The 23718-nt window shown below is 62.5% G+C and carries 20 protein-coding genes and 3 tRNA genes; 13 read left to right on the top strand and 10 right to left on the bottom strand.

Annotation, left to right across the window (positions count from 1 at the left end):
- Window positions 1–87 precede the first annotated feature (87 nt).
- The 4 genes from D2E23_RS04800 to D2E23_RS04785 form a co-directional block, all read right to left on the bottom strand.
- Entirely contained in the window at window positions 88–774 is a 687-nt protein-coding gene (locus D2E23_RS04800; protein ID WP_126029866.1) for a DUF4125 family protein, read from the bottom strand.
- A 71-nt stretch (window positions 775–845) separates the two neighbouring features.
- Window positions 846–2999 (bottom strand): DUF4037 domain-containing protein, encoded by a 2154-nt coding sequence (locus tag D2E23_RS04795; protein ID WP_126029865.1) that lies wholly within the window; start codon window positions 2997–2999, stop codon window positions 846–848.
- Between the two features lie 178 nt (window positions 3000–3177).
- On the bottom strand, window positions 3178–4365 hold the full coding sequence (locus D2E23_RS04790) for an MFS transporter (protein ID WP_126029864.1): 1188 nt from the start codon (window positions 4363–4365) through the stop codon (window positions 3178–3180).
- Between the two features lie 192 nt (window positions 4366–4557).
- Window positions 4558–4634, bottom strand: a tRNA-Pro gene (locus D2E23_RS04785).
- 199 nt (window positions 4635–4833) lie between these two features.
- On the opposite strand from D2E23_RS04785, the gene lysS reads away from it, so the two are divergent.
- From lysS to D2E23_RS04765, 4 genes are all read left to right on the top strand, one after another.
- Window positions 4834–6537, top strand: a complete 1704-nt coding sequence (gene lysS / locus D2E23_RS04780) for a lysine--tRNA ligase (protein WP_164520682.1) — start codon at window positions 4834–4836, stop codon at window positions 6535–6537.
- Between the two features lie 89 nt (window positions 6538–6626).
- On the top strand, window positions 6627–8060 hold the full coding sequence (locus D2E23_RS04775) for an MFS transporter (RefSeq protein WP_277596255.1): 1434 nt from the start codon (window positions 6627–6629) through the stop codon (window positions 8058–8060).
- Between the two features lie 344 nt (window positions 8061–8404).
- Window positions 8405–9388 carry a 1,4-dihydroxy-2-naphthoate octaprenyltransferase gene (menA, locus tag D2E23_RS04770; RefSeq protein ID WP_420897293.1) on the top strand — a complete coding sequence of 328 codons (984 nt, stop codon included), beginning with the start codon at window positions 8405–8407 and terminating at the stop codon, window positions 9386–9388.
- A gap of 113 nt (window positions 9389–9501) precedes the next feature.
- Window positions 9502–10239, top strand: a complete 738-nt coding sequence (locus D2E23_RS04765) for a phosphoglyceromutase (protein ID WP_093960194.1) — start codon at window positions 9502–9504, stop codon at window positions 10237–10239.
- 215 nt (window positions 10240–10454) lie between these two features.
- Here the strand turns inward: D2E23_RS04765 and phoU are convergent, their stop codons facing one another.
- Window positions 10455–11162 (bottom strand): phosphate signaling complex protein PhoU, encoded by a 708-nt coding sequence (phoU, locus tag D2E23_RS04760; protein ID WP_126029861.1) that lies wholly within the window; start codon window positions 11160–11162, stop codon window positions 10455–10457.
- A 225-nt stretch (window positions 11163–11387) separates the two neighbouring features.
- On the opposite strand from phoU, the gene D2E23_RS04755 reads away from it, so the two are divergent.
- Window positions 11388–12698: a sensor histidine kinase gene (locus tag D2E23_RS04755; RefSeq protein WP_241227217.1), complete on the top strand. Its 1311-nt coding sequence runs from the start codon at window positions 11388–11390 to the stop codon at window positions 12696–12698.
- 143 nt (window positions 12699–12841) lie between these two features.
- Here D2E23_RS04755 and D2E23_RS04750 read toward each other — a convergent pair whose 3' ends face one another.
- Window positions 12842–13102 carry a DUF2530 domain-containing protein gene (locus tag D2E23_RS04750; RefSeq protein ID WP_126029860.1) on the bottom strand — a complete coding sequence of 87 codons (261 nt, stop codon included), beginning with the start codon at window positions 13100–13102 and terminating at the stop codon, window positions 12842–12844.
- A gap of 118 nt (window positions 13103–13220) precedes the next feature.
- Here D2E23_RS04750 and manA point away from each other — a divergent pair, with 118 nt between their 5' ends.
- Window positions 13221–14645: a mannose-6-phosphate isomerase, class I gene (gene manA / locus D2E23_RS04745; RefSeq protein WP_164520681.1), complete on the top strand. Its 1425-nt coding sequence runs from the start codon at window positions 13221–13223 to the stop codon at window positions 14643–14645.
- 117 nt (window positions 14646–14762) lie between these two features.
- Here manA and serC read toward each other — a convergent pair whose 3' ends face one another.
- The gene (gene serC / locus D2E23_RS04740; protein WP_126030004.1) at window positions 14763–15908 is read right to left on the bottom strand and encodes a phosphoserine transaminase; all 1146 of its coding nucleotides are present in this window, start codon (window positions 15906–15908) and stop codon (window positions 14763–14765) included.
- Window positions 15909–16247: 339 nt separating this feature from the next.
- Between serC and D2E23_RS04735 the strand changes: the two genes are divergently transcribed.
- From D2E23_RS04735 to D2E23_RS04720, 4 genes are all read left to right on the top strand, one after another.
- The gene (locus D2E23_RS04735; RefSeq protein ID WP_126029858.1) at window positions 16248–17216 is read left to right on the top strand and encodes a CHAP domain-containing protein; all 969 of its coding nucleotides are present in this window, start codon (window positions 16248–16250) and stop codon (window positions 17214–17216) included.
- Window positions 17217–17362: 146 nt separating this feature from the next.
- Window positions 17363–18169: a C40 family peptidase gene (locus tag D2E23_RS04730; protein ID WP_126030003.1), complete on the top strand. Its 807-nt coding sequence runs from the start codon at window positions 17363–17365 to the stop codon at window positions 18167–18169.
- A gap of 186 nt (window positions 18170–18355) precedes the next feature.
- Complete coding sequence (locus D2E23_RS04725; RefSeq protein WP_240541641.1) at window positions 18356–19057, top strand: C40 family peptidase; 702 nt, start codon at window positions 18356–18358, stop codon at window positions 19055–19057.
- A 275-nt stretch (window positions 19058–19332) separates the two neighbouring features.
- Window positions 19333–20406, top strand: a complete 1074-nt coding sequence (locus D2E23_RS04720; protein ID WP_126029857.1) for a universal stress protein — start codon at window positions 19333–19335, stop codon at window positions 20404–20406.
- 78 nt (window positions 20407–20484) lie between these two features.
- On the opposite strand, the gene D2E23_RS04715 is transcribed toward D2E23_RS04720, so the two are convergent.
- Window positions 20485–20898, bottom strand: a complete 414-nt coding sequence (locus D2E23_RS04715) for an OsmC family protein (protein WP_126029856.1) — start codon at window positions 20896–20898, stop codon at window positions 20485–20487.
- A 179-nt stretch (window positions 20899–21077) separates the two neighbouring features.
- Here D2E23_RS04715 and D2E23_RS04710 point away from each other — a divergent pair, with 179 nt between their 5' ends.
- The 3 genes from D2E23_RS04710 to D2E23_RS04700 all read left to right on the top strand — a co-directional run bounded on the left by D2E23_RS04710 (window position 21078) and on the right by D2E23_RS04700 (window position 23252).
- Window positions 21078–21950 carry a thymidylate synthase gene (locus tag D2E23_RS04710; RefSeq protein ID WP_126029855.1) on the top strand — a complete coding sequence of 291 codons (873 nt, stop codon included), beginning with the start codon at window positions 21078–21080 and terminating at the stop codon, window positions 21948–21950.
- A 106-nt stretch (window positions 21951–22056) separates the two neighbouring features.
- Window positions 22057–22725, top strand: a complete 669-nt coding sequence (locus tag D2E23_RS04705; protein WP_126029854.1) for a dihydrofolate reductase — start codon at window positions 22057–22059, stop codon at window positions 22723–22725.
- Window positions 22722–23252: a low molecular weight protein-tyrosine-phosphatase gene (locus D2E23_RS04700; protein ID WP_126029853.1), complete on the top strand. Its 531-nt coding sequence runs from the start codon at window positions 22722–22724 to the stop codon at window positions 23250–23252. Before D2E23_RS04705 ends, D2E23_RS04700 begins: the two co-directional genes overlap by 4 nt.
- Window positions 23253–23473: 221 nt before the next feature.
- Here the strand turns inward: D2E23_RS04700 and D2E23_RS04695 are convergent.
- Both D2E23_RS04695 and D2E23_RS04690 read right to left on the bottom strand, forming a co-directional pair.
- Window positions 23474–23549 (bottom strand) — tRNA-Phe (locus D2E23_RS04695).
- A 43-nt stretch (window positions 23550–23592) separates the two neighbouring features.
- Window positions 23593–23666 (bottom strand) — tRNA-Asp (locus D2E23_RS04690).
- Between the last annotated feature and the right edge of the window lie 52 nt (window positions 23667–23718).

Below are 23718 nucleotides of genomic sequence, written 5' to 3'. Positions count from 1 at the left end.
TACGGAATACCCATCGCACAATGTGGGACGACGACACGGGGACGGCGGCTCATCCACCCGAACGAGCCGCGTGGTCGATCACCGCCCCTACTGTGCGGCCTCGGCCTCCTCAAGACCGTCGAAACCGCCGAGGATCACCGTCGTGGCGATCGTCTGCTCGGTCAGGTTCACGCCGGCGTTGCGCAGATCGATCACCATCAGCGCGTACTTGTGGAACGTGCGATCCGAATACGTGCCAAGCTCGCCGCGCAGATACGTCTCGAACGACGTCGTGCCGATCACGTCCTCGTCCGTCGTCAGCACGCGCATGGCCTGACCGAGCTTCGGATAGCGCTCGCGGAAATCGCGCGCCCACGCCACCTGCTGCTTGATCACGGCCTCCTGCGCATCCACGCGCTCCGGGTCGAGCACAGGCAGCGACGGCTCGAGCTCCTTGTGGTAGCGCTCCGGCTCGGTGGACTCCATCATGCGCGCGTACTTCTCGGTGAGCAGATTACGCCCCGACTCGTCGGCGTCGTCGAGATCCTGCGCGTAGCTGTCGAGCAGGTCGAGCCGCCACGTGAGGAACTGACTGATGCGCATCTGATGGAAGGTGGGCCAGTTGCCCTGGCAGTTGGCGCGGCCGCCTTCGTTGTTGACCTGCTGGAACTGCTGCCATTCGTGGCGCACGATCAGCTCGGCCTTGTGCGCCTGTTCGTTCACGTTGTGCTGGTCGTCGTACCACAGCGTGCTGGTCAGCACGTTCTTGTCCGCGGCCTCGGTGGTGCTTGTCATGTATCGACTCCTTGATTCGTGATGATGACGGATTCGTGACGGTGATGGTGATGGTAACGAGATGCTGCGGCCTACAGGCTCTTCAGCCACGGGTTGACGATGTGCTCCTCCACGTACGGGCGCTGCCATTCGAGGAAGGTCTCGTCGCTGCGGGTGAGCCCGTCGCGCTTGAGTTCGGTCACGATCTCCCCGCAGATATGGTCGACGATCTCATTGACCTGCTTCACGGCCGGGCCAGCGCCCTTGCCACCCTCGCCGAATCCCGCGCCGCCGTAGCATGCGGCCGACGAGATGCGCAGCAGCGTCTCGAGCTGTTCGCACACGTCGGACATGCGCGTGGCCAGCCCCCGGCTGAGTTTGCGTAGCGCGGCGAAGCTCCACTTGTAGTACGGCAGATAGCCTACGGTAATCGGCTCGTTGACCAGATATACGAACGATGCGGTCGCCTTGACGAACTCGTCGATCGCCAGCCATGCGGCCGCGCCGTCGCCGCGCTCGATCATGCGCGGGAAGTTGTACTGGCCGGCCTGCGAGATCATACCGATCCTGCGCGACAGCAGCGCGATGCGCACCTCGTCGGGCATGTTCTTGAACCCCTGACGCGTCTTGGAGAACTGTCCCAGCGGATCGGCGAACACCTTGCCGTTCGTCGCGGCGGCAAGCGTGGCCTCGTCGAGCAGCAGCCATTCGTGTGCCTTGGACGGGTCGTTGCCCGGCGCCTCGCGGTATCCGGTGATGCCCTCGAAGAAGTCGCCGATCGAGAACACGCCCTCGCGACGGTTCGCGCCTTGCGCTCGCGGCGTGGACGAATCGGCGGTCTTCACCGTGAATCCCATGAATTCGTGCGGCAGCAGCGTCTCGTAGTCATGCTGCAGCCGTTCACCGATCGTGGCGTAATCCTCGTCGGTGAGCCACAGGCAGAAGCGCGGCGCGAAGTCGTGGTCCTGCGAGATGGCGTCGTCGAACCCGTAGCATTCCGAACCGTGCCCGACCAGTCCGGCGGCGATGCGGCCCTTGTAGTTGGGGTAGCGGTCGGCGATCATCGGCTTGCCGCAGTGCAGCCAGTACTGCTTCGCCAGTTCCAGTCCGCTGATGGACGGATGGGCCGTGGCTGCGGGCGTTGCGGATGCAGAAGATGCCGTGGCCTGCGATGTCGTCGTCGCGCCTGCCGCTTCGCCGGCTGCGTTCGCCGCGGTCACATCGGGGCCCTGCTTGGGCGATGCCTTCGCCGCGGCGGCGGACGATGTCATCGGCTGATCCTCGTGTGCGATGCGCCAGTCGAATTCCTGCGCCGCCCCTGCGATGCGCGCGGCGGTCTGCGAATCGCCGACGAACTGATCGCTGTCGTCGTTCCAGAAATCGGAACCGTCGTCGGCGGGCACGCTCACGCCGGCCTTCGCCGCCGCCTGTTCCACGGCGTCCAGATTCTCCTTGGTGATGGTGTAGTAGTCGTTGTGCCCGTAGCATTCCTCGATCACGGCGAGCGACTTGCGGTAGGCGCGCACCGCGTTGTCGAGTCGCCCGGCGTGGAAGCACGCCTGCGCGTAGCCGGCCAGCGCGGAGGCGAAGTGCGCGCTGTTCTCCAGATGGCCACGCTTGTAGATGCGCAGCGCCTCGGCCGCATGCTTCATGGCCTCGTCGTCGCGGTCGGCGTTGAGCAGGATCAGCGCCAGATTCGTATGCGTGGACGCCACGTCCACGTCCTCGGCGGCGTTCACGCTCGACGATTCGAGGATGTGCAGCGCCTTGCGCAGCTCCTGCTCGGCCGGCTCGTACCGGTTGGTCTCGCTGTAGAGGATGGACAGATTGTTGTGCAGTGCGGCGAGACGACGGTCGGTGGGGGAGAGGGTCTTCTCCGCGGATTCCAACGCGTCGCGGTAGAGCCGTTCCGCATCGTCGTACTTGCCAGCCGCGCGCATGGCGGTGGCCGCGTTGATCAGCGTGGTGGTCCAGGCGTCGCTGCCCTCAAGGCCCATGCGCTTGGCCAGTTCCAGCGATTCCGTGACCAGCGGCAGATTGTCGGCGTGACGGCCCTGCGAACGGTAGAAGCCGAGCAGTTCGTTGATCACGGTGAGCTGGCCGGCGTCGTCGTTGAGTCGTCGCGCCTCGTCGAGCGCGTGCAGCAGGTACGGTTCGGCCTTCGTAGCGGCGTCGTGCGCCGAGAATATGGCGTCCAGCCCCTGGATGAATCCGTTGACGTCAAATGTGTTTGCTTCGTTGCCCATGCATCCCCCTGATCCGGTCGGTCATACGCCGGTCCGCGTTCGTCGCGTCCCGTGGATTACGCATCGTTCCCAAGTCTAGATGTCCGTCCGGCGCGGGGGAGTGCCGGACGGACGAAATCCCTGTGATCTTACCCACACATCGCCAGTGTGATCACACTAACGAACACGCATGGCGTGATCACACGTGCACCTCGCGCATACGCTCATACGCGCCGGTGTTCGTTTCGTGACGCATGGAATACACAGCCAGGCAGATCACGGCGAGCAGGGCGAGCGGAGCGCCTGCCAGCGACGGATAGTGGTAGTCCATGTTGGTCATGGTCAGCGCGGCGCCGCCGATCATGGAACCGACGGCGTTGCCGAAGTTGAACGCCACCTGCACGGTCGCGCCTCCGATCAGCTCGCCGCCGCCCTTGCCGGCGTTGGCCATGAGCAGCTGCTGCGGCGAGGAGACGAAGAACAGGCCGAACGCCACCACGAACGTCATGATCGCTGTGCCGATGTGCCCACCGGGAATGAAGAAGATGATCACCAGGCCGATCATGGAGATCATCTGGCCAAGCGCGGCGGTGCCGGCGTACCGCCATGCGTCGCAGATCTTGCCGCCGATAAGACCGCCGACCACCATGCCGAATCCGGCGAGCATCATCAGCACCGGTACCATGCCGGACTGGTAGCCGCCTACGGTGGTCAGCCACGGCGAAACGTAGCTCCACCAGCAGAAGACGCCGCTGTTGCCCAGGAACACGGCCGCGAGGATCAGCCACGGTCCGCGCTTCTTCAGGAACTCGAACTGTCCGGCCAGCCCCTTGTCGGGCACGGCGGGAATGCGGGGGATCCACGCCAGCGTAAGCACGATCGTCACCGCGGCCCATGCGGCGAGCACGCCGAACGCGAGACGCCACGATAGGAATTCGCCGAGCATGGTGCCAGCGGGCACGCCGAGCATGTTCGCCACGGTCTGACCGGTGACCATCGCGGAGACCGCCTGCGCCTCCTTGCCCTTGTCGGCCACGATCTTGGCGATCAGCGTGGCCGTGCCGAAGAACGCGCCGTGCGGCAGGCCCGAGATGAACCGGGCGAGGATTAGCATGGCGGAGTTGACGGAGAACGCCGACATGCTGTTGCCGACCACCACCAGCACCATGAACAGGATGATGAGGTTCTTCGGAGGCACGCGGCGGCCGAAGACGAGGATAAGCGTACCCACGCACACGCCGATCGCGTACGCGGAGATGTAGTGGCCGGCCTGGGGGATGGTGACGCCCATGTCGTGCGCGGCCTGCGAGAGGATGCCCATCATGACGAATTCCGCGGCGCCGAGTGCGAATGCGCCGAAGGCGAGGGCGATAAGACTTTTCTTCATGATCTTCCTGACGATTGTTCCGTGGTATTCCCTGCGATTACGTTGTTGCGATTACTTGCTGTCGAACTACTGAAAGCGAACTATTGAATGCGCACTATATTGTATGGGCGGCGATCGTCCTCGACACGCGATCCGCATGGTCGGATCGGAATAAAAAAGAAGGACCGCTGGAAACCAGCGATCCTTCTGTGTTGGTCGGGCTGGCGGGATTTGAACCCGCGGCCTCTTCGTCCCGAACGAAGCGCGCTACCAAGCTGCGCTACAGCCCGTCGAACCTCGATAGATATTACACGAGTCGTCGATTCATGCAAAAGCTCGGCGTGTTGCGCCAGATTTCAACGATTCCTGCATGTTTTTCGGAAATCTCGAAATGGATTCCCCATGATTTTTTGATGACGTTCGCGAGTGATTTCGCGTTCAAGGAGTATGGATTTTCGGTGTATCGCCGCATCGCTACACTGTGCAGTTATGAGTGAAGACATCATCGAAAACGGCGAGAACACTGCCGAAAACGCTGCCGAGGGCAGCGAACGCCGTCACCTTACCACCGTTGAACATGCCGAACTGCTGCTGAACCAGGACGCCGACATCCGCGCCCGTATCAACGCCGGCGCCACCCTGGACGAGGCCGTCGATCCGAACAACGCCAAGCTGGGCGACCTCTCCTCCTACGGACACCCCGAGCAGGTGCAGATGCGCGTGGCCAAGCGTGCCATGATGCTCAAGGACGGCATCGAGCCCTACCCGGTGCACCTCGACGTCACCGACACCATCGAATCCGTGCGCGCCAAGTACGACGGCAAGCTTAACGCCGGCGACGAGACCGACGACGTGGTGGGCATCGCCGGCCGCGTGCTGTTCCTGCGCAACGCGGGCGGCCTGTGCTTCGTGCAGCTGTCCGCCGGCGACGGCACCAAGATCCAGGGCATGATCTCCAAGCGCGAGATCGGCGCCGACTCCCTCAAGCAGTTCAAGCAGATCGTCGACCTCGGCGACCACCTGTACATTCGTGGCCGCGTGATCTCCTCGAAGACCGGCGAGCTGTCTGTGTTCGCCACCGACTGGGCGATCGCATCCAAGGCCCTGCAGCCGCTGCCCGCCCTGCACAAGGACCTCAACGAGGACACCCGCACGCGCAAGCCGTACATCGGCATGATCGCCGACGAGAACATCCGCAACATGGTGCGCAACCGTTCCAAGGCCGTCGCCTCGCTGCGCCGTACGTTCGACGACCACGACTTCATCGAGGTGGAGACCCCGATGCTGCAGACCGTGCACGGCGGCGCCGCTGCCCGTCCGTTCACCACGCACATGAACGCCTTCGATCTGGACCTCTACCTGCGCATCGCGCCGGAGCTCTTCCTCAAGCGCTGCCTGGTCGGCGGCATCGACCGCGTGTTCGAGATCAACCGCGACTTCCGCAACGAAGGCGTAGACGCCACCCACGCCCCCGAATTCACCATGGTCGAGGCCTATCAGGCCTACGGCACGTACGACACCATCGGCAAGCTCGTCAAGGAGCTCGTGCAGAAGACCGCCATGGACGTGTTCGGCTCCCACAAGGTCACCCTGCTCGACGGCACCGAATACGACTTCGGCGGCGAATGGAAGCAGATCAGCATGTACGACTCCCTCTCCGAGGCCCTCGGCGAGGAGATCGTGCCCAACGGCGGTCCCGACAACCCCGGCACCTCCGTGGAACACCTGGGCGCCATCGCCGACAAGCTCGGCGTGGAGCGCGACGACGTGGAGAACCACGGCAAGCTCGTCGAACACCTGTGGGAGCACTTCTACGAGGACAAGCTGTACGAGCCCACCTTCGTGCGCGACTTCCCGGTCGAGACCAGCCCGCTCGTCAAGGGCCACCGCTCCAAGCCCGGCGTGGTGGAGAAGTGGGACCTCTACGTGCGCGGCTTCGAGCTGGCCACCGGCTACTCCGAGCTCAACGATCCGATCGTGCAGCGCGAACGCTTCGTGGCCCAGGCCAAGGACGCGCTCGCCGGCGACGAAGAGGCCTGCGACATCGATGAGGACTTCCTCGAGGCCCTCGGCGTGGGCATGCCTCCGGCAGGAGGCATGGGCATGGGCATCGACCGACTGCTCATCGCGCTGACCGGCGCCACGATCCGCGAGACCATCACCTTCCCGCTGGTCAAGCCGCTCGCGCTGTAAGCGACCTTTCGAACCTCCCTTACGTTTTCCCGGGGCGCCCCTTTCATCCGAAGGGGCGCCCCTTTTCATTTGCGTGTCGATTTGCTTTTTTGAACGTTCTATCAATAAACTCTCTCAATTGTTTAACGACGTTACTTCGTGATCTCATCGAAGAATCCCACATACTTTCGATCCGCGGAGCCATCGTCGCGCATATCGACGGCCATGCATGGCAGTCGTTTTGGAAAGATGACCGTTCCTCCGGAACGGATACGGAGAGGAAAACTACGATGAGCAGCGCAAAGACCACGGAAGTGGAGGAGACTTCCGCACAGGCCGCCGACAAGCTCGGCAACGCGCCTTTCGCCGTCCTGATCCCCGTCATGATGTCGTTCTTCGTGATGGGCTTCGTCGATCTGGTCGGCACCGCATCGAACTATGTGCAGTCCGACTTCGGCCTGTCCGACTCGGTGAGCAACATCTTCACCACCATGGTGTTCTTCTGGTTCTTGGTGCTGTCGGTTCCGGCCGGCATGCTCATGAACCGCATCGGCCGCCGTCACACCGTACTTGTGAGCATCGGCATCACCGCGCTCGGCTGCCTGCTGCCGATCATCGGCTACTTGATTCCCGCCAAGGGCGCGCAGCTCGCGTTCATCGTCGTCTCGTTCTGCCTGCTCGGCATCGGCAACACGTTCATGCAGGTGTCGCTCAACCCGCTCGTCGGCAACCTCGCGCACGATGAGAAGCTCGCCGGCATGCTCACCTTCGGCCAGTTCGTCAAGGCCATCGCCTCGTTCATTGCCCCGCTGATCGCCGGCTGGGCTGCCGTCACGTTCGGCAAGTGGTGGCTGCTGTACCCGATCTACCTCGTGGTGGCCGTGCTCGCATTCATCATGCTGAGCTTCGACGAGATCAAGGAGAACGCCCCCGACACCGGCCACACCAGCATCGCCGGCTGCTTCGCCCTGCTGAAGAACCCCGTCATCCTGCTGTGCTTCATCGGCATCGTCTGCCATGTGGGCGTGGACGTCGGCATCAACGCCACCGCGCCGAAGATCCTCATGGAGCATTCCGATCTTGGTCTGGAAGCCGCCGGCGGCGCCACCAGCGTGTACTTCGCGTTCCGTACGCTCGGCTGCCTGTCCGGCTCCGTGCTGTTGCAGAAGTTCAGCCGCAAGGCGATGCTGCGCGTGTGCGGCGCGCTGATGGTCGCCTCCGCCGTGTGCTTCCTGCTGTTCTCCGGTCTGACCGGCATGCCGACGTGGCTGGCCTACATCGGTCTGGCCTGCGTGGGCATGGGCAACGCGAACGTGTTCTCGATCATGCTGACCACCGGTCTGCTGCACCTGCCCGAGCGTCAGAACGAGGTCTCCGGCCTGATGATGATCGGTCTGATCGGCGGCGCAATCTTCCCGCCGCTCATGGGTCTGGCCTCCGATGCCATGGGCATGCAGCTCGGCGCGATTCTGGTCATGTCCATCGGCGTGCTGTACATCGCCATCATGGGCGCGTTCTTCAAGTCCTACGGCACCACCCGCTGATTCGGCTCGCGTCGGGCTGTTCGCTCCCCTCAGAGAGGGGATCCGGGGCATACGACCCTCACCCGCCTTGGTTTCTTGTCGCAAGAGCATCCAAGGCGGGTGTTTCCATATTCAGACTCCCCTCCCTGAGGGGAGCTGTCCGGCATAGCCGGACTTGAGGGGAGTGCCACCTTCAGGGATCGGCAACCCTCACTTGGGCACCCCCTCCTGTTACACCTGAAATCATGACGTTGGGCTTATGGATTCAGGGAATGCGTCCGAAAACCCTCCCCGCCTCGATCGCGCCGGTGCTTGCCGGTGCCGCCTCGGCGTGGAGCGTATTCACTCGCTCGGACGGATGGGGCATGCACAGGCCTGGTTCGGTGCCGTCAGCCATTCCTTGGTACGCCATCGACGGCGCCATGCCGAGGTTTCTCGGCGTGAGCCTGCTCTGCATGGGAGTGGCCCTGTTTCTGCAGATCGCCGTGAATTTCGCCAACGACTACTCCGACGGTGTTCGCGGCACCGACGCGCATCGCGGCGCGTCCGAAACGCGCACCGGCAAGCCGCAGCGCATCACGGCTTCCGGTCTGGTCGCTCCGAAACATGTGCTTGCCGCCGCCGGTATCGCGGCGCTGTCGGCGTGCCTGTGCGGACTGGGCGTCGCCATCGTCAGTCGACAATACTGGTTGATCGCGGTCGGTGCGCTTTGTCTGATCGCCGGCTGGTTTTACACCGGAGGTCGGCATCCGTACGGATACGCGGGTTTCGGAGAACTTTTCGTGTTCGTCTTCTTCGGTCTGGTGGCCACGCTGGGCACGGAATTCGCCATCTGCCAGACCTTCAACGGATTCGGCGTCCCCGGCGCGATGGCGTTTGAGTTCGCCGGTCCGACCGAGTCCCACGTATGGTCGTTGAACGGATTCTGGCGTGGCCTGTACGGCATCGACGCCATCGGCATACTCGCCGCCGTCTGTGCCGGACTCAACGCCGTGATGATACTTATGGTCAACAATCTTCGTGACATCGACGACGATCGCGTTCACGGCAAACGGACCTTGGCGGTGCGGCTGGGCAGAAAGGGGTCGCGGAACGCGCTCGTCGTGTGCTGTTCCATGAACTGGCTCATCGCCACCGCGCTGATGCTGATGGTCGGTTTCGGCGGCGGACTGGTCGTGTGGGCGGGGGCTGCCGCGCTGATGCAGACCATGTTGGTCAAGGCCGTCTCCCGTCGTGACTTCCTCTCGGCACTGGGGCTTGCCGGCAAACAGTGTCTGGTGTTCGCGGCAATCTTCGCCATCGGTGTGTTCGCCGCGGGGAGTGGTTTCGGCATCGTCTTCATCCAGTGACATCGTGCGTTTCCGCACCGATGGGAAAACATGCCGAATGTTTACCTGTCCGTTATGGAATCGTGAGGGTTTTGCCATGGTTTTCGTCGCAAGATTGGCATAGACTGTGCCGTATGACTTACAAACTAGTACTGCTCCGTCACGGACAGAGCGCATGGAACAAGACCAATCAGTTCACCGGCTGGGTGGACGTCCCGCTGACCGAGCAGGGCGAAGCCGAGGCCAAGCGTGGCGGCGAACTGCTCAAGGAGAAGAACGTCCTTCCGGACATCGTGTTCACCTCCCTGCTGCGTCGCGCCATCAACACCGCCAACATCGCGCTGGATGCCGCCGATCGTCTGTGGATCCCGGTCAAGCGCAGCTGGCACCTGAACGAGCGTCACTACGGCGCCTTGCAGGGCAAGAACAAGTCCGAGATCCGTCAGGAGTACGGTGACGAGAAGTTCATGCTCTGGCGTCGTTCCTACGCCACCCCGCCGCCGGAGATCGATCCGAACGACGAGTACTCGCAGAACAACGACCCGCGCTACGCCGGCGATCCGGTCCCCGAGACCGAGGCCCTGGCCAACGTCGTGGCCCGCGTGACCCCGTACTGGGAGTCCGAGATCATCCCCGAGCTCAAGTCCGGCAAGACCGTGCTGATCGCCGCTCACGGCAACAGCCTCCGCGCCATCGTCAAGATGCTTGACGACCTGAGCGAAGAGGAGATCGCCAAGGTGAACATCCCCACCGCCATCCCGCTGGTGTACGAGCTTGACGAGAACTTCAAGCCGATCAAGCCGCGTGGCGAGTACCTGGATCCGGAGGCCGCCGCTGCCGGCGCCGCCGCCGTTGCCAACCAGGGCAAGTGATTGAACGGACTTTGGTCCGCTAATCGCTAATCGTTCAAGGAGGACCTTCCGTCAAGATGGCGGAAGGTCCTCCTTTTTTCGTGCATACGGTCACGCCGACGCAACGCCGCAGCTGTCAAAGAGTGCCGAAGGAGTGCCGAAAGGTGGCATATAACAAAACGGTGGGTTCCCGCAGCGAAGCGGAAACCCACCGTCCAGACGAATCAGCAGTCAGACTACTTCTCCGGGGCAGACAGGTACGGATCCTTGTCAGAAGAATCGGCCTTGGTCTGCGGAGCCTTGGTAGGGTCGAAGCCGGAAACGATGTAGACCAGACGACGGGCGGCGGACACGGCGTGGTCGCCGAAGCGCTCGTAGAAGCGGCCCAGCAGCACCACGTCGATGGTCTGCTGCGTGGTGCCGGTCCACTGGTCGCTGTTGACGATGTCGAAGATCTGCAGGTGCAGGGCGTCGAGCTTGTCGTCGTTGATGATCAGCTGCTCGGCAGCCTTGACGTCGCGGTTGGAGAGCACGTGGATGAGCTCTTCGGTGGTCTCGTCAAGGAACTGCTGCATCTTGGCGAACACCTCGCGGGTTTCCGGGGTCAGTGCGGACTCCGGGTAGGTGCGGCGGGCGATCTCGGCCACGTGACGAGCCAGATCTCCCATGCGCTCGAAGGTGGAGGCCAGACGCAGCGTGGACACCACGACGCGAAGATCGGTGGCGACGGGGTTCTGACGGGCCAGCAGCTGCACGCACTGGTTGATTACGCTGGTTTCCAGGGCGTCGATCTCCAGATCGCCATCGATGACGTTCTGGGCGACTTCGACATCAGATTCGAGCAGAGCCTTGCCGGCACCGAGAATCGCAGTACGCACTTCCTGTGCCATGCGATCGAGGTCGTCGGCTACCTGCTTCATCTCCTCGGTGAAGATTACGCGCATTTCTCTTTGCCTTTCCATTTCCGTTGCAATTTTCCGATTGCAAACCTTTTCCCATTCTAGGCGATGAACACCGGAATGACTTCGTTGCCGCACGGTGTAAACCGCGAGTTGTCTGAGTGTTCACCGTCATGTTCACCTTGACTTCACCTTGCGGCGGGCCGCAATGCCCGTTACAAGCCGTTCGATGTTCCGACATGATGCCTCACATCGTGCGACAATGGTGACATGACTACGCAAAACGCCCAGATCGTATCGATGGTGATCTTCGTGATCTTCTGCGTGATGTTGCTCATCGCGATCGTGGCTCTGATTTCCAAGTTGTACAACTGGGCGTATCCGTTCCTTTCCCAGTATATAAACACCGATGCGATCGCGCACTGGCGGGCCAGTATCGGCTTCCGTCGCTCCCGTAAACGCAACGATGACGACGACGATGACGACGACGAACTCGATTTCGAGACCGTGCGTATGCTGTCCGTCATCCCCGGCCTCACGGTGGTGGTGGACGAGAATGATGAGGTGCTGCAGGCCAGTACCGACACCTACCGTCTCGGCATCGTGAACGACGAATGCCTGGTGAACGACCATATCCTGCAGGCAGTGCACAGCGTTCGCGAGTCGGGAGGCAAACGGTCATGCGAACTCGTGACGCAGACACCCGATCGATTTGCGAGCGAATACCGGTTCGGCGATGACGGTGTCGATGGTGCAGCCTCCGTGCAGCAGCAGGTGACCGGTGATGGCATGGTGGTATTCACCCGTCCCAACTGGCTGAAGGTCACCGTCGGACAGATCAGCGAGACGAAGACGCTGGTGATCATCAACGATGTGAGCGAGGAGCATCGGTTTGCCCAGGTGCGTGAGGACTTCGTGGCGAACGTGACCGAACAGCTGCTCAAACCCACCCGTGCGTTGGAGACCCTGGGAGAGGATCTGGAAGAGGACGACGTGGACGTCAGCCAAATCCTCGTCGAGGCCTCGAGAGTGCGTAACTATGCCAGTCATCTGAGTCATCTGGTCGACGATCTGCTCCTGCTGATCAAGGCGCAGTCCAAGGTGGTGCCGAATCAGGACAATCTGGTGAACCTGCTCGATCAGGTACGCACGGCCGCGGACTGCATGGCTCCGCTTGCCAGAACGAGCAACGTGCGCGTGATCGTCAACGGCGCGGACGACATCATGGTACATGCGGAAAGCGAGCAGCTGCAAGGCGCATTGGGCAAACTCATCGAGAACGCCATCGAATACTCTCCGGAACACAAGGCCGTGGGCATCGCCGTGTCCAGAGCCAAGGACGGCAAGCATGCGCTGGTTCGCGTGGTCGATCAGGGATGCGGCATCCCCCGTGAGGAGCAGCCGCGTATCTTCGAGCGGTTCTATCGCGGCTCCAACCAGTCGTCGCGTACCGGCGACGGCGTGGGTCTGGGTCTGGCGATCGTCAAGCACGTGGCCCTTACCCATCATGGATCGGTTTCGGTGTGGAGCGCCCCCCGACAGGGCAGTACCTTCACCTTCTCCCTTCCCCTGGCCGACTGATTCCCGAACCGTCGTGCTTCCTCATTGGGAGCGTGCCATATTGTTTTTCGTGCTCCCTCCGAGGGAGGGAGCTGTCCGCCAAAAGGCGGACTGAGGGAGGGCTCCAACCCCGAAGACCGAGAACAAAGCCTCCCGGCAAAAACCTACTTCTGATTCCCCAACCGCCGGTAGTACCACCGGTTGAAGTGCTCCCAAATCAGCAGCAGCACGCCAATGATCATGCCGGCCACGCATACGATGAGCGCACCGGTCGCGTGTTTGCCCAGCAATACCAAAATCAGACAGATGATTCCCGCGATCAGCCACAGCGTCGTGCCGATGAAAAACACCCTGTGCAGATCCACCTGTGCGGGCTTGGGGCCGGGCTTGCGAGCGCCTGGATCGAGAATGGGTGCCAATTTCATAGGGAACACCTTACAGCCGGGGGTTGTCTTCGGCCATGGGTTGGGTAACCTTGGGTGAGTGCGCGGGAACGTCGTCGGCAGTGCGCATGCGTGTGTTCGTATGCCGGAAGGGGGACGTATGATTCCGATTCGACCGGTGCCGAAACGGTATGCGTGGGGTTCGTGCGACCGTCTGCAGTCGTTGGTTCCGGCGATGCGTGGGGTGCTCGGACCGTTGGCGGAGCTTTGGTATGGCGGGCATCCGCAGTCGCCGTCCACGGTGGATATCCGTGGTGTGGAGGCGCCGCTTGACGATATGATCCGCGACGATCCTGATCGGATGCTCGGCGTGGTGGCGTCCCATCGTTGGGGGCCGATGCTGCCGTATCTGCTCAAGGTGATCGCCGTGCGCACTCCGTTGTCGTTGCAGGTGCATCCTTTGGATTTCGAGGCCCGTGCCGGTTTTCACAGGGAGAACGCCGCCGGGGTCCCGCTTGATGCACGCGAACGGTCGTTCCGCGACGTCCATGGCAAGTCGGAGATGGTGGTGGCTCTGGACGATTTTCGTGCGTCGATCGGGTTCGCGCCGATCGCCATGCAGATCGCCGCGTTGCGGTTGGTGGATCATGACCGTGCCTGCCTGATGGTGTGGATGCTGGAGGGGAAGGCCGACGCGTCGCCGGCTGCGGATGATGCGCGTGAGGCGGATTCCCGTATGCCGGACGCCGCCGTGTCATGGAGTGCGCCTGCGCGGAGCGTGTTCCGCGCGTTCTGGGTGGCGGTGGCGTCCGATCGCGATGCGGGGAAGTCGACGGACTGGCTGGCGTTGCTCACCGCAGCTCGGGAACGGCTTGACCGGCGTCTGACGGCGGGGCGCATGCGCGACGGCGCCGCGTGTTCGGCCGGCGTTGCGGCGTCTCCGTCGTTCATGGACGACGTCGTTCGTCTGATGTTCGACAATGCGGTCGATGCCGCGCGATCGTTTCCCGATGACCCGACCGTGCTGGCGCTGCTGATGATGAATCCCGTACGGTTGCGGCCGGGGGAGGGTGCGTTCATCACTCCGGGGACGCCGCATGCCTATATACGGGGCGTGGGCGCGGAGATCATGACGAACTCCGATAACGTGCTGCGCGCGGGACTTACGGTGAAGTATCGTGACGTGCCGAACGCGCTGCGCAATCTTCGTCCGATGCCGGAGCCGGTTCGGCGGCCGGAGTGTTTCGCCGGGGTCGACGGCGTGGTGTATCGTCCCGGACTCGACGAGTTCGCGCTCAAGCTCGGCCATGTGTCTGGAGCGTATGCGGACGCTCCGCTGGATGCGCATGCGTTCCATGAGACCGCGGGGATCGTGCCGCCTCCCGAGTGCGCGTCCCGGCCTCGTATGCTGGTCTGCCTGTCCGGCGAACTGCGGTGTTCGGGCGGAACGGGGACGGTCGTGCTGCGGCAGGGTGACGCCGTTTTCGTTCCGGCCGCCGACGGGTCGATCGTCATCACCGCACGGCGCAATGGCGGGAACGCAAAGACCGGCGGGGCCTATCTTCTGGCCTCCACCGGTCTCTGACCTCATCTGATTCCATATCTACAGCGATATGAACGCCATGACTATATGGGAATAGATATATAGGAATGGTCATGTGACGTCATGTCGATGGTGCCGCACGACCATTCCGTGACTGCGCTACTGCAGATGCTCCACCACGTAGTCGATGCAGTAGGTGAGCGCCTCCACGTCACTGGGCTTGACGGACGGGAACACGCCGATACGCAACTGGTTGCGGCCGAGCTTGCGGTATCCGGAGGTGTCCACGATGCCGTTGTCGCGCAGCGCCGACACCACGGCGGACGCCTTGATCGAGTCATCCAGGTCGATGGTCACCACAACGTTGGAGCGCAGCGAGGCGTCGGTGACGAACGGGGCGGCGTAGTCGGACTTCTCCGCCCACGTGTACAGGATGTTCGCCGACTTGGCGCAACGGGCCTGCGCCCAGTTCAGTCCGCCGTGCTCGTTGAGCCAGCGCACCTGCTCGTCCATGAGCACCAGCGTGCCGATGGCCGGGGTGTTGAGCGTCTGATCCTTGCGGGAGTTGGCGAGCGCCTGGGTGAGGGACAGGAACGGCGGCACCCAGCGACGGGCGCCCTCGAGTTCGGCGCTCTTCTCCACGTCCTCGGCTCGCTTGACGGCATCGGGGGAGAGGATGGCGAACCACAGTCCACCGTCGGAGCCGAACACCTTCTGCGGAGAGAAGTAGTAGGCGTCGGTCTGGCTGATGTCGATGGGCAGGCCTCCGGCGCCGCTGGTGGCGTCGATGAGGGTGAGCGCACCCTGCTCCACGCTGCCGGGCACGCGCTGCACGGGTGCCATCACGCCGGTGGAGGTTTCGTTCTGTGCCCAGCAGTAGGCATCCACGTCGTCGGTGTACTGGGGGATGGCGCAGGAGCCGTATTCGGCCTTATATACTACGGGCTCTTCGAGGAAGGGGGCCTTTGCGGCGCTGGCGGCGAATTTGCCGCTGAACGAGCCGTAGACGCCGAACGCGGCCCGACGGGAGATCAGTGAGGCGCAGGCCATCTCCCAGAAGGCGCTGGCTCCGCCGTTGCCGAGGGCCACCTGCCAGCCTTCGGGAATGGAGAAGTAGTCGGCCAGCCCTTCGCGGATGGAGGCGACCACGTGCTTGACGGGGGCCTGACGGTGCGAGGTGCCGAGCAGATTGTAGCCGGCTTCGGTGAGCGCCTTGACCTGCTTGTGGCGGATTTTGCTGGGCCCGCAGCCGAACCGGCCGTCTTCGGGCAGCATGGACATGGGAATTTTCACGGCATCGATCATGGGGCCCAGCGTACCCAGACCACCATATTTTCTCATAATGTGAGAAAGTGGACATTTTGATTCATGCTGCGCGTTTCCGTGGGATTTGCGGAAATCATCCGGGGGAATGATGGACTTTTCCCTGACGATATGGCGCGATATTGCACGATAAAACCTTTGATCTCCCAACGATTGTGCTGATGATGTCATGGACGAGTGCTGATGACATAGCAGAAAGGTACGCCAATGTCAAGCGCATCAAACGTTTGACCCTTCCGATCGGTAAGTTCGATTTGTATCCGTCACTCAGACCGGTTAGTATCCAACGTTGGACAAAAGTTATCCAAGGAGTGATTTGCAATGAGACATGCGGCTCATAAGGCCAATGCCCAGAGCACCGGTTCGGCAAGCGTGTATAGGCCTGCCCGTCCGGGGCGAGCGGCGCATACCTCGGCCGTGGTGTATGCGAATTCACCCCTTGCCGTGGTCCCTGAAGTCGCCAAGATGCTCAACGAGGGTGCACCCACCACTCGTAGGGCCATTCGTCAGGCGGCTCGCCAGAAGGCGCATAAGAAGCAGTTCCTGAGCGCTTCGGCGTTTGCCCTGCTCGCGGCCACCGCCAGCAGCTTCGCCTACGCGTCCACGGCGTCCTCCGCAGGACTTCCGTCGGCGTCCGACGCGGTCTCCTCGCTGGTGACCGACACCACCGATGCCTCCGTCGCGACGACGCAGTCCACCGAATCCTCGTCCTCCACGACGACGTTGCGTGACACCAACGCCGACGTGTCCTCCGCCACGGTCTCCCGTTCCGAGGCCCGTGTGAGCGCCGACGACTCCGCCGCATGGAGCCTGTCGTCCGAATCCGATGCGCTCGACACCTCGCAGATGTCGAAGTCCCTGGCCGACAACCCCGAAGTCGCCAAGCTCATGGACCGCGATGCGGCCGATCTGCCCGTCGACTTCAATCCGAACCACGCCACCGGCGACACCGGCAACGCCTACTCGTTCTCGCAGTGCACGTGGTGGGCCTACGTGCGCCGTCAGCAGCTTGGCCTGCCCGTTGGCTCCTACTTCGGCAACGGCGCGGAATGGGCTGATTCCGCCCGCGCCCTCGGCTACTGGGTGGACAACACCCCGCGCGTGGGCGACATCATGGTGTTCCAGCGTGGCCAGGAAGGCTCCAGCGCCGTCTATGGTCATGTGGCCATCGTCGAGTCGATCAATCCCGACGGTTCGGTCGTCACCTCCGAGTGCGGTGCTTCGCTGAACGGCCAGACCATGTCCCGCACGTTCTCCAACGTGCATGACTTCCAGTACATCCACTACTGATCCGTACTGGACCATCGCTCTTGTACGTCGCCGATAAGCGACGGTCGGGCGTTGTCGTCGGATATCGGCGGCAATGTTCGATATTGTTCCTCGCTGTTAACGTTCTGAGCGTTTTCGGCGCATAGTGTTAGGGTAGTGAGGTAATGATGAAAGCACGTAAATCCATTTCCATTCTTGCCGCGGCTCTTGCGGTCGCTTCCATGTCTGCATTCGTTGCGCCTGCGGCCAGCGCCGCCGACGCCGGCGTTGTCACGTCGTCCCGTTCCTTCAAGGGACAGCAGTCCCGTTCGTCCGCACTGCTGAAGGAGTCCACCGCCACCAGCGTGGATTCTGATTCCAGCTACGGCGGCATCGAATCGCTCGATGTTCCCCAGACCAAGTCCCAGGCGGAGAAGGATGCCGAGGCCGCTGCCGCAGCAGCAGCCGCCCAGGCGCAGGCTCAGGCTGAAGCCGCTGCTCAGGCACAGGCGCAGTCCGCCAGCCGATCCACGGAGCGCACGTCGCAGACCGGCACCACTGCCGGAACGTCGACGTCCACGTCCTCCTCTTCTTCGTCTTCGTCGAGCTCGTCCAGCTCGGCCGCAGTCACCCCGGTGAACGGCACCAGTGCCTCCGCCGTGATCAGCTTTGCCATGCAGTTCGTCGGCAACGCCACTTACGGCGGTTGCAACGTGGCCGCTCGTCAGTGGGATTGCTCCTGCTTCGTGCAGTACGTCTACTCTCAGGTCGGCGTCAGCCTGCCCCGTACCTCCGGTGCCCAGGCCACGGTCGGTACCGCGGTGGCCAGCCTTGACCAGGCCCAGCCCGGCGACATCATCGCCAACAGCGTGCACGCCGGCATTTACATCGGCGACGGCAAGGTGGTCAACTCCCTGAACAGCCGCGTCGGCACGGCCGTCACTCCGGTCAGCGTCGCCTTCACCGGCGGCTACTCGATCCGTCGAGTGCTCTGACCAATGCGGCCGGCGTGTCATCCGGCCTCTGATTTGCGTGTACAAGCGCCCCGTTTCGGGGCGCTTTTTCGTTACGGGGGCTTTCGGTCGTTCACCAGGGCTTGGTATAGTCATGTTCTGATGATGAAAACTCGTATTGGTGTCAAGTTCGTCTCCACTCTCATATCCGCTTGCGCGGTGGTCTCCATGTCTGCGTTTCTCGCCCCTACGGCCAGTGCCGATAGCGGCAAGGTCGTGACATCATCCCGTTCGTTCAAGGGCCAGCAGTCCCGATATGCATCGCTGCTCAAGGAATCCGCGGCCACGTCCGTCGATCACGACTCCAGTTGGGGCGGCGTGGAAAGCCTCGAAGTCCCCCAGACCGAATCCCAGGCTGAAAAGGACGCCAAGGCCCAAGCTGAGGCAGAGGCCCAGGCCCAGCAGGAGCGTGAACAGGCCGCCAGCCGCTCGACCGAGCGCGAATCGACCTCCGCATCGTCTTCCACCAGCGAATCCGCATCGTCGTCATCGTCATCCAATGCCACGGCTGTCGCCGCACCCACCAGCACGTCGGGCGCCGCGGTCGTATCCTACGCGCTGCAGTTCCAGGGCGTTCCCTATGTCTACGGTGGTACCACGCCGTCCGGCTGGGACTGCTCCGGCTTCACCTCGTACGTCTACCGTCAGTTCGGTCTGGAGATCGGTCGCACCGACGCTGACCAACGTGCCTACGCCGTGGCCCATGGCGTCAAGGTCACCAACCCCGAACCCGGCGATCTGATGTGGAAGTCCGGTCATGTGGGCATCTACATCGGCGGCGGTCAGATGGTCCACGCCTCCACGCCGAGCACCGGCACCATCGTCAGCTCCGCGTCCTACGCCACCTTCGAGTACTACCGCATTCTGTAGTCGTCATCGCGCGGAACGTCATCGTGCAAGTCGCCCGATGACATCGGAGACACGCGTTACCAGGCAATGCCCGCATCGGATTTTCCGGTGCGGGCATCGTCGTATTCGGTTGAAAAACCGCCAAAATACGATCGTTTGCAGCGAAGCGAACCAGGCCCTGCCGAGCATGTTCACTGTCGGCGCCTCCCGCGTTTCGTGGTTTCAGACGCTATCCTTACAAGTAGGAACCATGCACAGACGCATGGTCTTTCCCAGAACACAAGGGGAGGTACATCATGACTGTCAACGAAAAGGCCATCCTTGTAGGTGTGGACGGTTCGGATGCCAGCTACAAGGCCACGTGGTGGGCGGCGAACTACGCCAAGCACGCCGGCCTGACACTGCAGATCGTCTGCGCGTACTCACTGCCGAGCTATGCCGCGGTCTCCTTCGACGCCACCTACACCGCCATGGGCGACGACAATGTGGCGCACACCGATGCCCAGGAAATCCTGTCCAAGGCCAAGGCCATCGCCGACGAGCAGGGCGTGGAGGCCGCCACGCTGATCGTCACCGGCGATCCGAGCTCCGTGTTCGTAGAGCTCTCCCGCAACTACAACCTCATCGTCATCGGCAACCGCGGCAAGGGAGGTCTGGCCGAACGCCTGCTGGGCACCACCAGCTCCAGTTTGCCGGCCTATGCCTACTGCCCGATCGTGGTCGTGCCCTACACCGACGACGACGGCAACCTCATGCACCTCAACAACACCATCACATCGGTGGTCGTGGGCTCCGACGAATCCAAGTGGGGTCTCAAGGCGCTCGACATCGCCGCGGAATTCGCCCACCAGTGGGGCGCCAAGCTTACGGTGATGAGCGCCGTGCCGAGCTTCGGCGGCATGGGCATGTTCGCGTCCGGTGGCTCCGGTGGCGCCGAGGCGAACAGCATCATGGAATCGTACCTTGAGGATCTCGACGTGCGCATCGCCCCGATTCAGGAGCGTTTCCCGGATCTGGTCATCGCCAAGTCCGTGGTGCCCGGTTCGGCCGTTACCGCACTGACCGAGGCCAGCCACAACAGCGACGTGGTGGTCGTGGGTTCCCGCGGTCGTGGCGGATTCACCGGCCTGATCCTCGGCTCCACCAGCCAGGGTCTGCTGCAGCACTCCGTGAGCCCCGTCTACGTGGTGCCGCGCAAGTACGTGGAGGCCGCCGAGTCCCGTCTCGACACCGTGCCCGCATCTCCGGCCGATGTCAAGCCCAAGGCCCTCGACGACATCAGTGGCGTGCAGGAGGTTTCCGTGCCCACCGCCGACGCCGAGGCCGCACACGCCATCGAGGCCACCATCGACCCCGAGCACAAGGCCTGAGTCCTTACGAAACCTACGAAAAAAGGCTCCCTCTGATGAGGGAGCCTTTTTCATGAGAACCTATGACGGAACTATGGCCTACGCGCGAACCGTGATGTCCATGCGGCAGGGGGTGTCCTGCTCATAGGTGTGCTTCACGGTGCAGGCCTTGTCCACGTGGCGGCGGATGCGCTCCTTGAGCTTCTCCACATCCTCGGGGCTCAGGCCGGCGTCCACCGCGTCCACGGTGATCTGCTCGGTGAAGTTGATGTAGGCGTCGTGGTACTGGTCGTACGTACCGTCCACAACCACCTTGGCGCCCTTGCCTTCACCACAGGCGCTCTCCACGGCGAACTGGCTGCTCAGCGCGGCACAGCCGGCCAGCGCCACCTTCATCAGGTCGCCGGGAGTGAACTGGCCCTTGTCCTTGCCGAACTTGATGTGTGCACCGTCATCCGAAAAGGCGTCCCAGGAACCGTCCTTGTTCCGCTCCACCCAAATGCGCTTGCCCATAATTCCTCCTTGTCGAAGAATTCGTTGTATTCCGGCATGCCCGGCAGGCTTGCCGGCATTCCACTCTCCAATCTAATCCACGGCGACGTTCCGCGCTCCCATATACTCTCCCAGTGGATGCATATTGTGGCGGATCCCACGTTTCCGCCAGATGTTTCCCTGTCGCTACACTGGGTCTCATGGCTTTGACTCAAGAACAGCTCGACGACATCCGCGCACGCATCCCCGCCCGGCCCGAAACGGACATCCCCATGCCGTACGAGGATCTGGTACGTACCATCCTCATCGAGGGCACGCTCAAATCCGACCGTACGGGAACCGGTACGATCTCCTTGTTCGGCCGGCAGATGCGATTCGATCTCAAGGACTCCTTCCCGCTGCTCACCACCAAGACCGTGTACTTCAAGGGTGTGGCCTACGAACTGCTGTGGTTCCTCAAGGGATCCAGCAACGTACGCTGGCTGCAGGAACATAACGTGCACATCTGGGACGAATGGGCCGACGCCGACGGCAATCTCGGTCCGGTCTACGGCGTGCAGTGGCGCAGCTGGCCCGCGCCCACACCGGACGACCCGAACCATACGATCGATCAGATCGCCAATGTCATGGATCTCATCAAGCACCACCCCGATTCCCGTCGTATGATCGTCTCCGCGTGGAATCCGGCCGAAGTGGAGAACATGGCACTGCCGCCCTGCCACGCTCTCTTCCAGTTCTACGTGGCCGACGGCCGCCTGTCCTGCCAGCTGTACCAGCGCAGCTGCGACATGTTCCTCGGCGTGCCGTTCAATATCGCCTCGTATTCGCTGCTCACGCTCATGATGGCCCAGCAGGCCGGTCTCGAGCCGGGCGAGTTCGTATGGACCGGCGGCGACTGCCACGTGTACGACAACCACATCGAGCAGGTGCTCACCCAGTTGGGGCGTGAACCGTACCCCTACCCGCAGATTCGCATCCGCAAGGCCGCGTCGATCTTCGACTACGAGTTCGAGGACTTCGAGATCGTGGACTATCGCCACCATCCAGCGATCAAGGCCCCCGTGGCGGTCTGACATATGGCCGATCGACGGGGCGTATGCCGTCTTTCGTGTGTCGTGATACGCCCCGTCTGGCCGCATCGTTAGGATGAAAACCACTTGCGTATGAAGGAGTTTTTCGATGGACCATGACAGTAGTCGTAGCGGCTATCACGAACCCAGGCCCGGTTCTGCCGGGCTTTACGATGAGGATTGGGAGAACGAGGACCTGCATGATGACGGTCTGCGCCCGATCCGCGTCAATCTGATCTGGGCACAGTCCCGCAGCACGGACGGTCGCGACGGCGCGATCGGATTCGAGGGGACCATGCCATGGCATCTCGCCGAGGATATGAAGCATTTCAAGGATCTGACGATCTCGCATCCGGTGATCATGGGTCGCCGTACGTGGGAGTCGCTGGGGGAGCGGTACCGTCCGTTGCCGAATCGCGACAACATCGTCATTTCGCACGACGATCATTACCGCGCGCGTGGCGCCACCGTGGTCAGCTCCATCGACGACGCCTTGGATCTGGCCCGTCAGGAGGCCATTCCCGACGACGGCATCGAACGTAACGAGTTGTGGGTGATCGGCGGTGCACAGATCTTCCGCGAGGCTCTGCCGTTCGCCGACAAGGCGTTCATTACCGAGATCGACGCCGAATTCCCCGCCGACACGTTCGCCCCGCCGCTGCATGAACTGGTGGAGGCCGGACTGTGGCAGGTGGCCGGCGAGACCGGATGGATGAAGCCCGCCAAGGACACCGGCATCGCCGGATACCGCTTTGTGGAATACGAAAGGAAGTCATGACCGAGACCCGATCCAACCGTCCCGATGACCGTTACACGGTGATGACCGTGTGCACCGGCAACATCTGCCGTTCTCCCATGGCCGAGATCATTCTGCGGCATTTCGTGGAGGAACGTGGACTGGGTGACCGCGTGCGCGTGATGTCCAGTGGCGTGAGCAGCGAGGAGCATGGCAATCCGATCGATCCGCGCGCCCAGAAGGTGCTTCGTGAGCGTGGATATGCCGTGGACCCGCATCATTTCGCGCATCGCATCACCCGCGATGAGATCGAGGAATCCGATCTGTTCCTTCCCATGACGGCGTCGCACATGCGTTCCCTGCTGCGTCAGCTGCCCGCCGGCAAGCGTGGCGAGGTGCACATGTACCGCAGCTTCGATCCGAACCTGCCGACGCCCAAACCCGGGCATGAGGATCAGATCGATCTGGTTGACCCGTGGTACGGTGGCCCGCGCGAATTCGACGTGGCCATCGACCAGATCGAGGAAGTGGCCCCCTACATCGTCGACTGGGTCGAAACCCAGCTCTGAGAAGCCTCCCGGTGCCGACAGCTCCCCTCATGAATGAGGGGAGCTGTCGGCGCAGCCGACTGAGGGGAGTTGACCGCTAACCATCCTTCGTGCTCACTCCCAGGGAGGGAGCTGTCCGGCACCGCCGGACTGAGGGAGGGCTACCAGAGCTAAACCTCAGACGGCACCCACACGCCACCCGCATACAAAAAATCCCCGCCGGAAACCCGGACGGGGATATCTGGTGGCTCCGAGCGGCATCGATCCGCTGACCTAACGATTTTCAGTCGTTCGCTCTACCAACTGAGCTACAGAGCCATGAATAGTGAAAAACCCGGCCGAAACCGGGCTTTGCCATTCGCGACTCCGACCGGACTTGAACCGGCGACCTCCGCCGTGACAGGGCGGCGCTCTAACCAACTGAGCTACGGAGCCACAAGTAGTGAACTACTCATGAAATCCAACCTTGCGGTTGATTTCGTACCCC

The organism is Bifidobacterium callimiconis, assembly GCF_003952005.1.
Lineage (GTDB): Bacteria > Actinomycetota > Actinomycetes > Actinomycetales > Bifidobacteriaceae > Galliscardovia > Galliscardovia callimiconis.
This window is presented reverse-complemented; position numbering and strand designations above follow the sequence as displayed.

Bases quoted from the DNA above. Each gene is read 5' to 3' on its own strand.
- D2E23_RS04800 (WP_126029866.1), bottom strand. From the start codon at position 774: ATGACAAGCACCACCGAGGCCGCGGACAAGAACGTGCTGACCAGCACG.
- D2E23_RS04795 (WP_126029865.1), bottom strand. From the start codon at position 2,999: ATGGGCAACGAAGCAAACACATTTGACGTCAACGGATTCATCCAGGGG.
- D2E23_RS04790 (WP_126029864.1), bottom strand. From the start codon at position 4,365: ATGAAGAAAAGTCTTATCGCCCTCGCCTTCGGCGCATTCGCACTCGGC.
- lysS (WP_164520682.1), top strand. From the start codon at position 4,834: ATGAGTGAAGACATCATCGAAAACGGCGAGAACACTGCCGAAAACGCT.
- menA (WP_420897293.1), top strand. From the start codon at position 8,405: ATGCACAGGCCTGGTTCGGTGCCGTCAGCCATTCCTTGGTACGCCATC.
- D2E23_RS04765 (WP_093960194.1), top strand. From the start codon at position 9,502: ATGACTTACAAACTAGTACTGCTCCGTCACGGACAGAGCGCATGGAAC.
- phoU (WP_126029861.1), bottom strand. From the start codon at position 11,162: ATGCGCGTAATCTTCACCGAGGAGATGAAGCAGGTAGCCGACGACCTC.
- D2E23_RS04755 (WP_241227217.1), top strand. From the start codon at position 11,388: ATGACTACGCAAAACGCCCAGATCGTATCGATGGTGATCTTCGTGATC.
- D2E23_RS04750 (WP_126029860.1), bottom strand. From the start codon at position 13,102: ATGAAATTGGCACCCATTCTCGATCCAGGCGCTCGCAAGCCCGGCCCC.
- manA (WP_164520681.1), top strand. From the start codon at position 13,221: ATGATTCCGATTCGACCGGTGCCGAAACGGTATGCGTGGGGTTCGTGC.
- serC (WP_126030004.1), bottom strand. From the start codon at position 15,908: ATGATCGATGCCGTGAAAATTCCCATGTCCATGCTGCCCGAAGACGGC.
- D2E23_RS04735 (WP_126029858.1), top strand. From the start codon at position 16,248: ATGAGACATGCGGCTCATAAGGCCAATGCCCAGAGCACCGGTTCGGCA.
- D2E23_RS04730 (WP_126030003.1), top strand. From the start codon at position 17,363: ATGAAAGCACGTAAATCCATTTCCATTCTTGCCGCGGCTCTTGCGGTC.
- D2E23_RS04725 (WP_240541641.1), top strand. From the start codon at position 18,356: ATGTCTGCGTTTCTCGCCCCTACGGCCAGTGCCGATAGCGGCAAGGTC.
- D2E23_RS04720 (WP_126029857.1), top strand. From the start codon at position 19,333: ATGACTGTCAACGAAAAGGCCATCCTTGTAGGTGTGGACGGTTCGGAT.
- D2E23_RS04715 (WP_126029856.1), bottom strand. From the start codon at position 20,898: ATGGGCAAGCGCATTTGGGTGGAGCGGAACAAGGACGGTTCCTGGGAC.
- D2E23_RS04710 (WP_126029855.1), top strand. From the start codon at position 21,078: ATGGCTTTGACTCAAGAACAGCTCGACGACATCCGCGCACGCATCCCC.
- D2E23_RS04705 (WP_126029854.1), top strand. From the start codon at position 22,057: ATGGACCATGACAGTAGTCGTAGCGGCTATCACGAACCCAGGCCCGGT.
- D2E23_RS04700 (WP_126029853.1), top strand. From the start codon at position 22,722: ATGACCGAGACCCGATCCAACCGTCCCGATGACCGTTACACGGTGATG.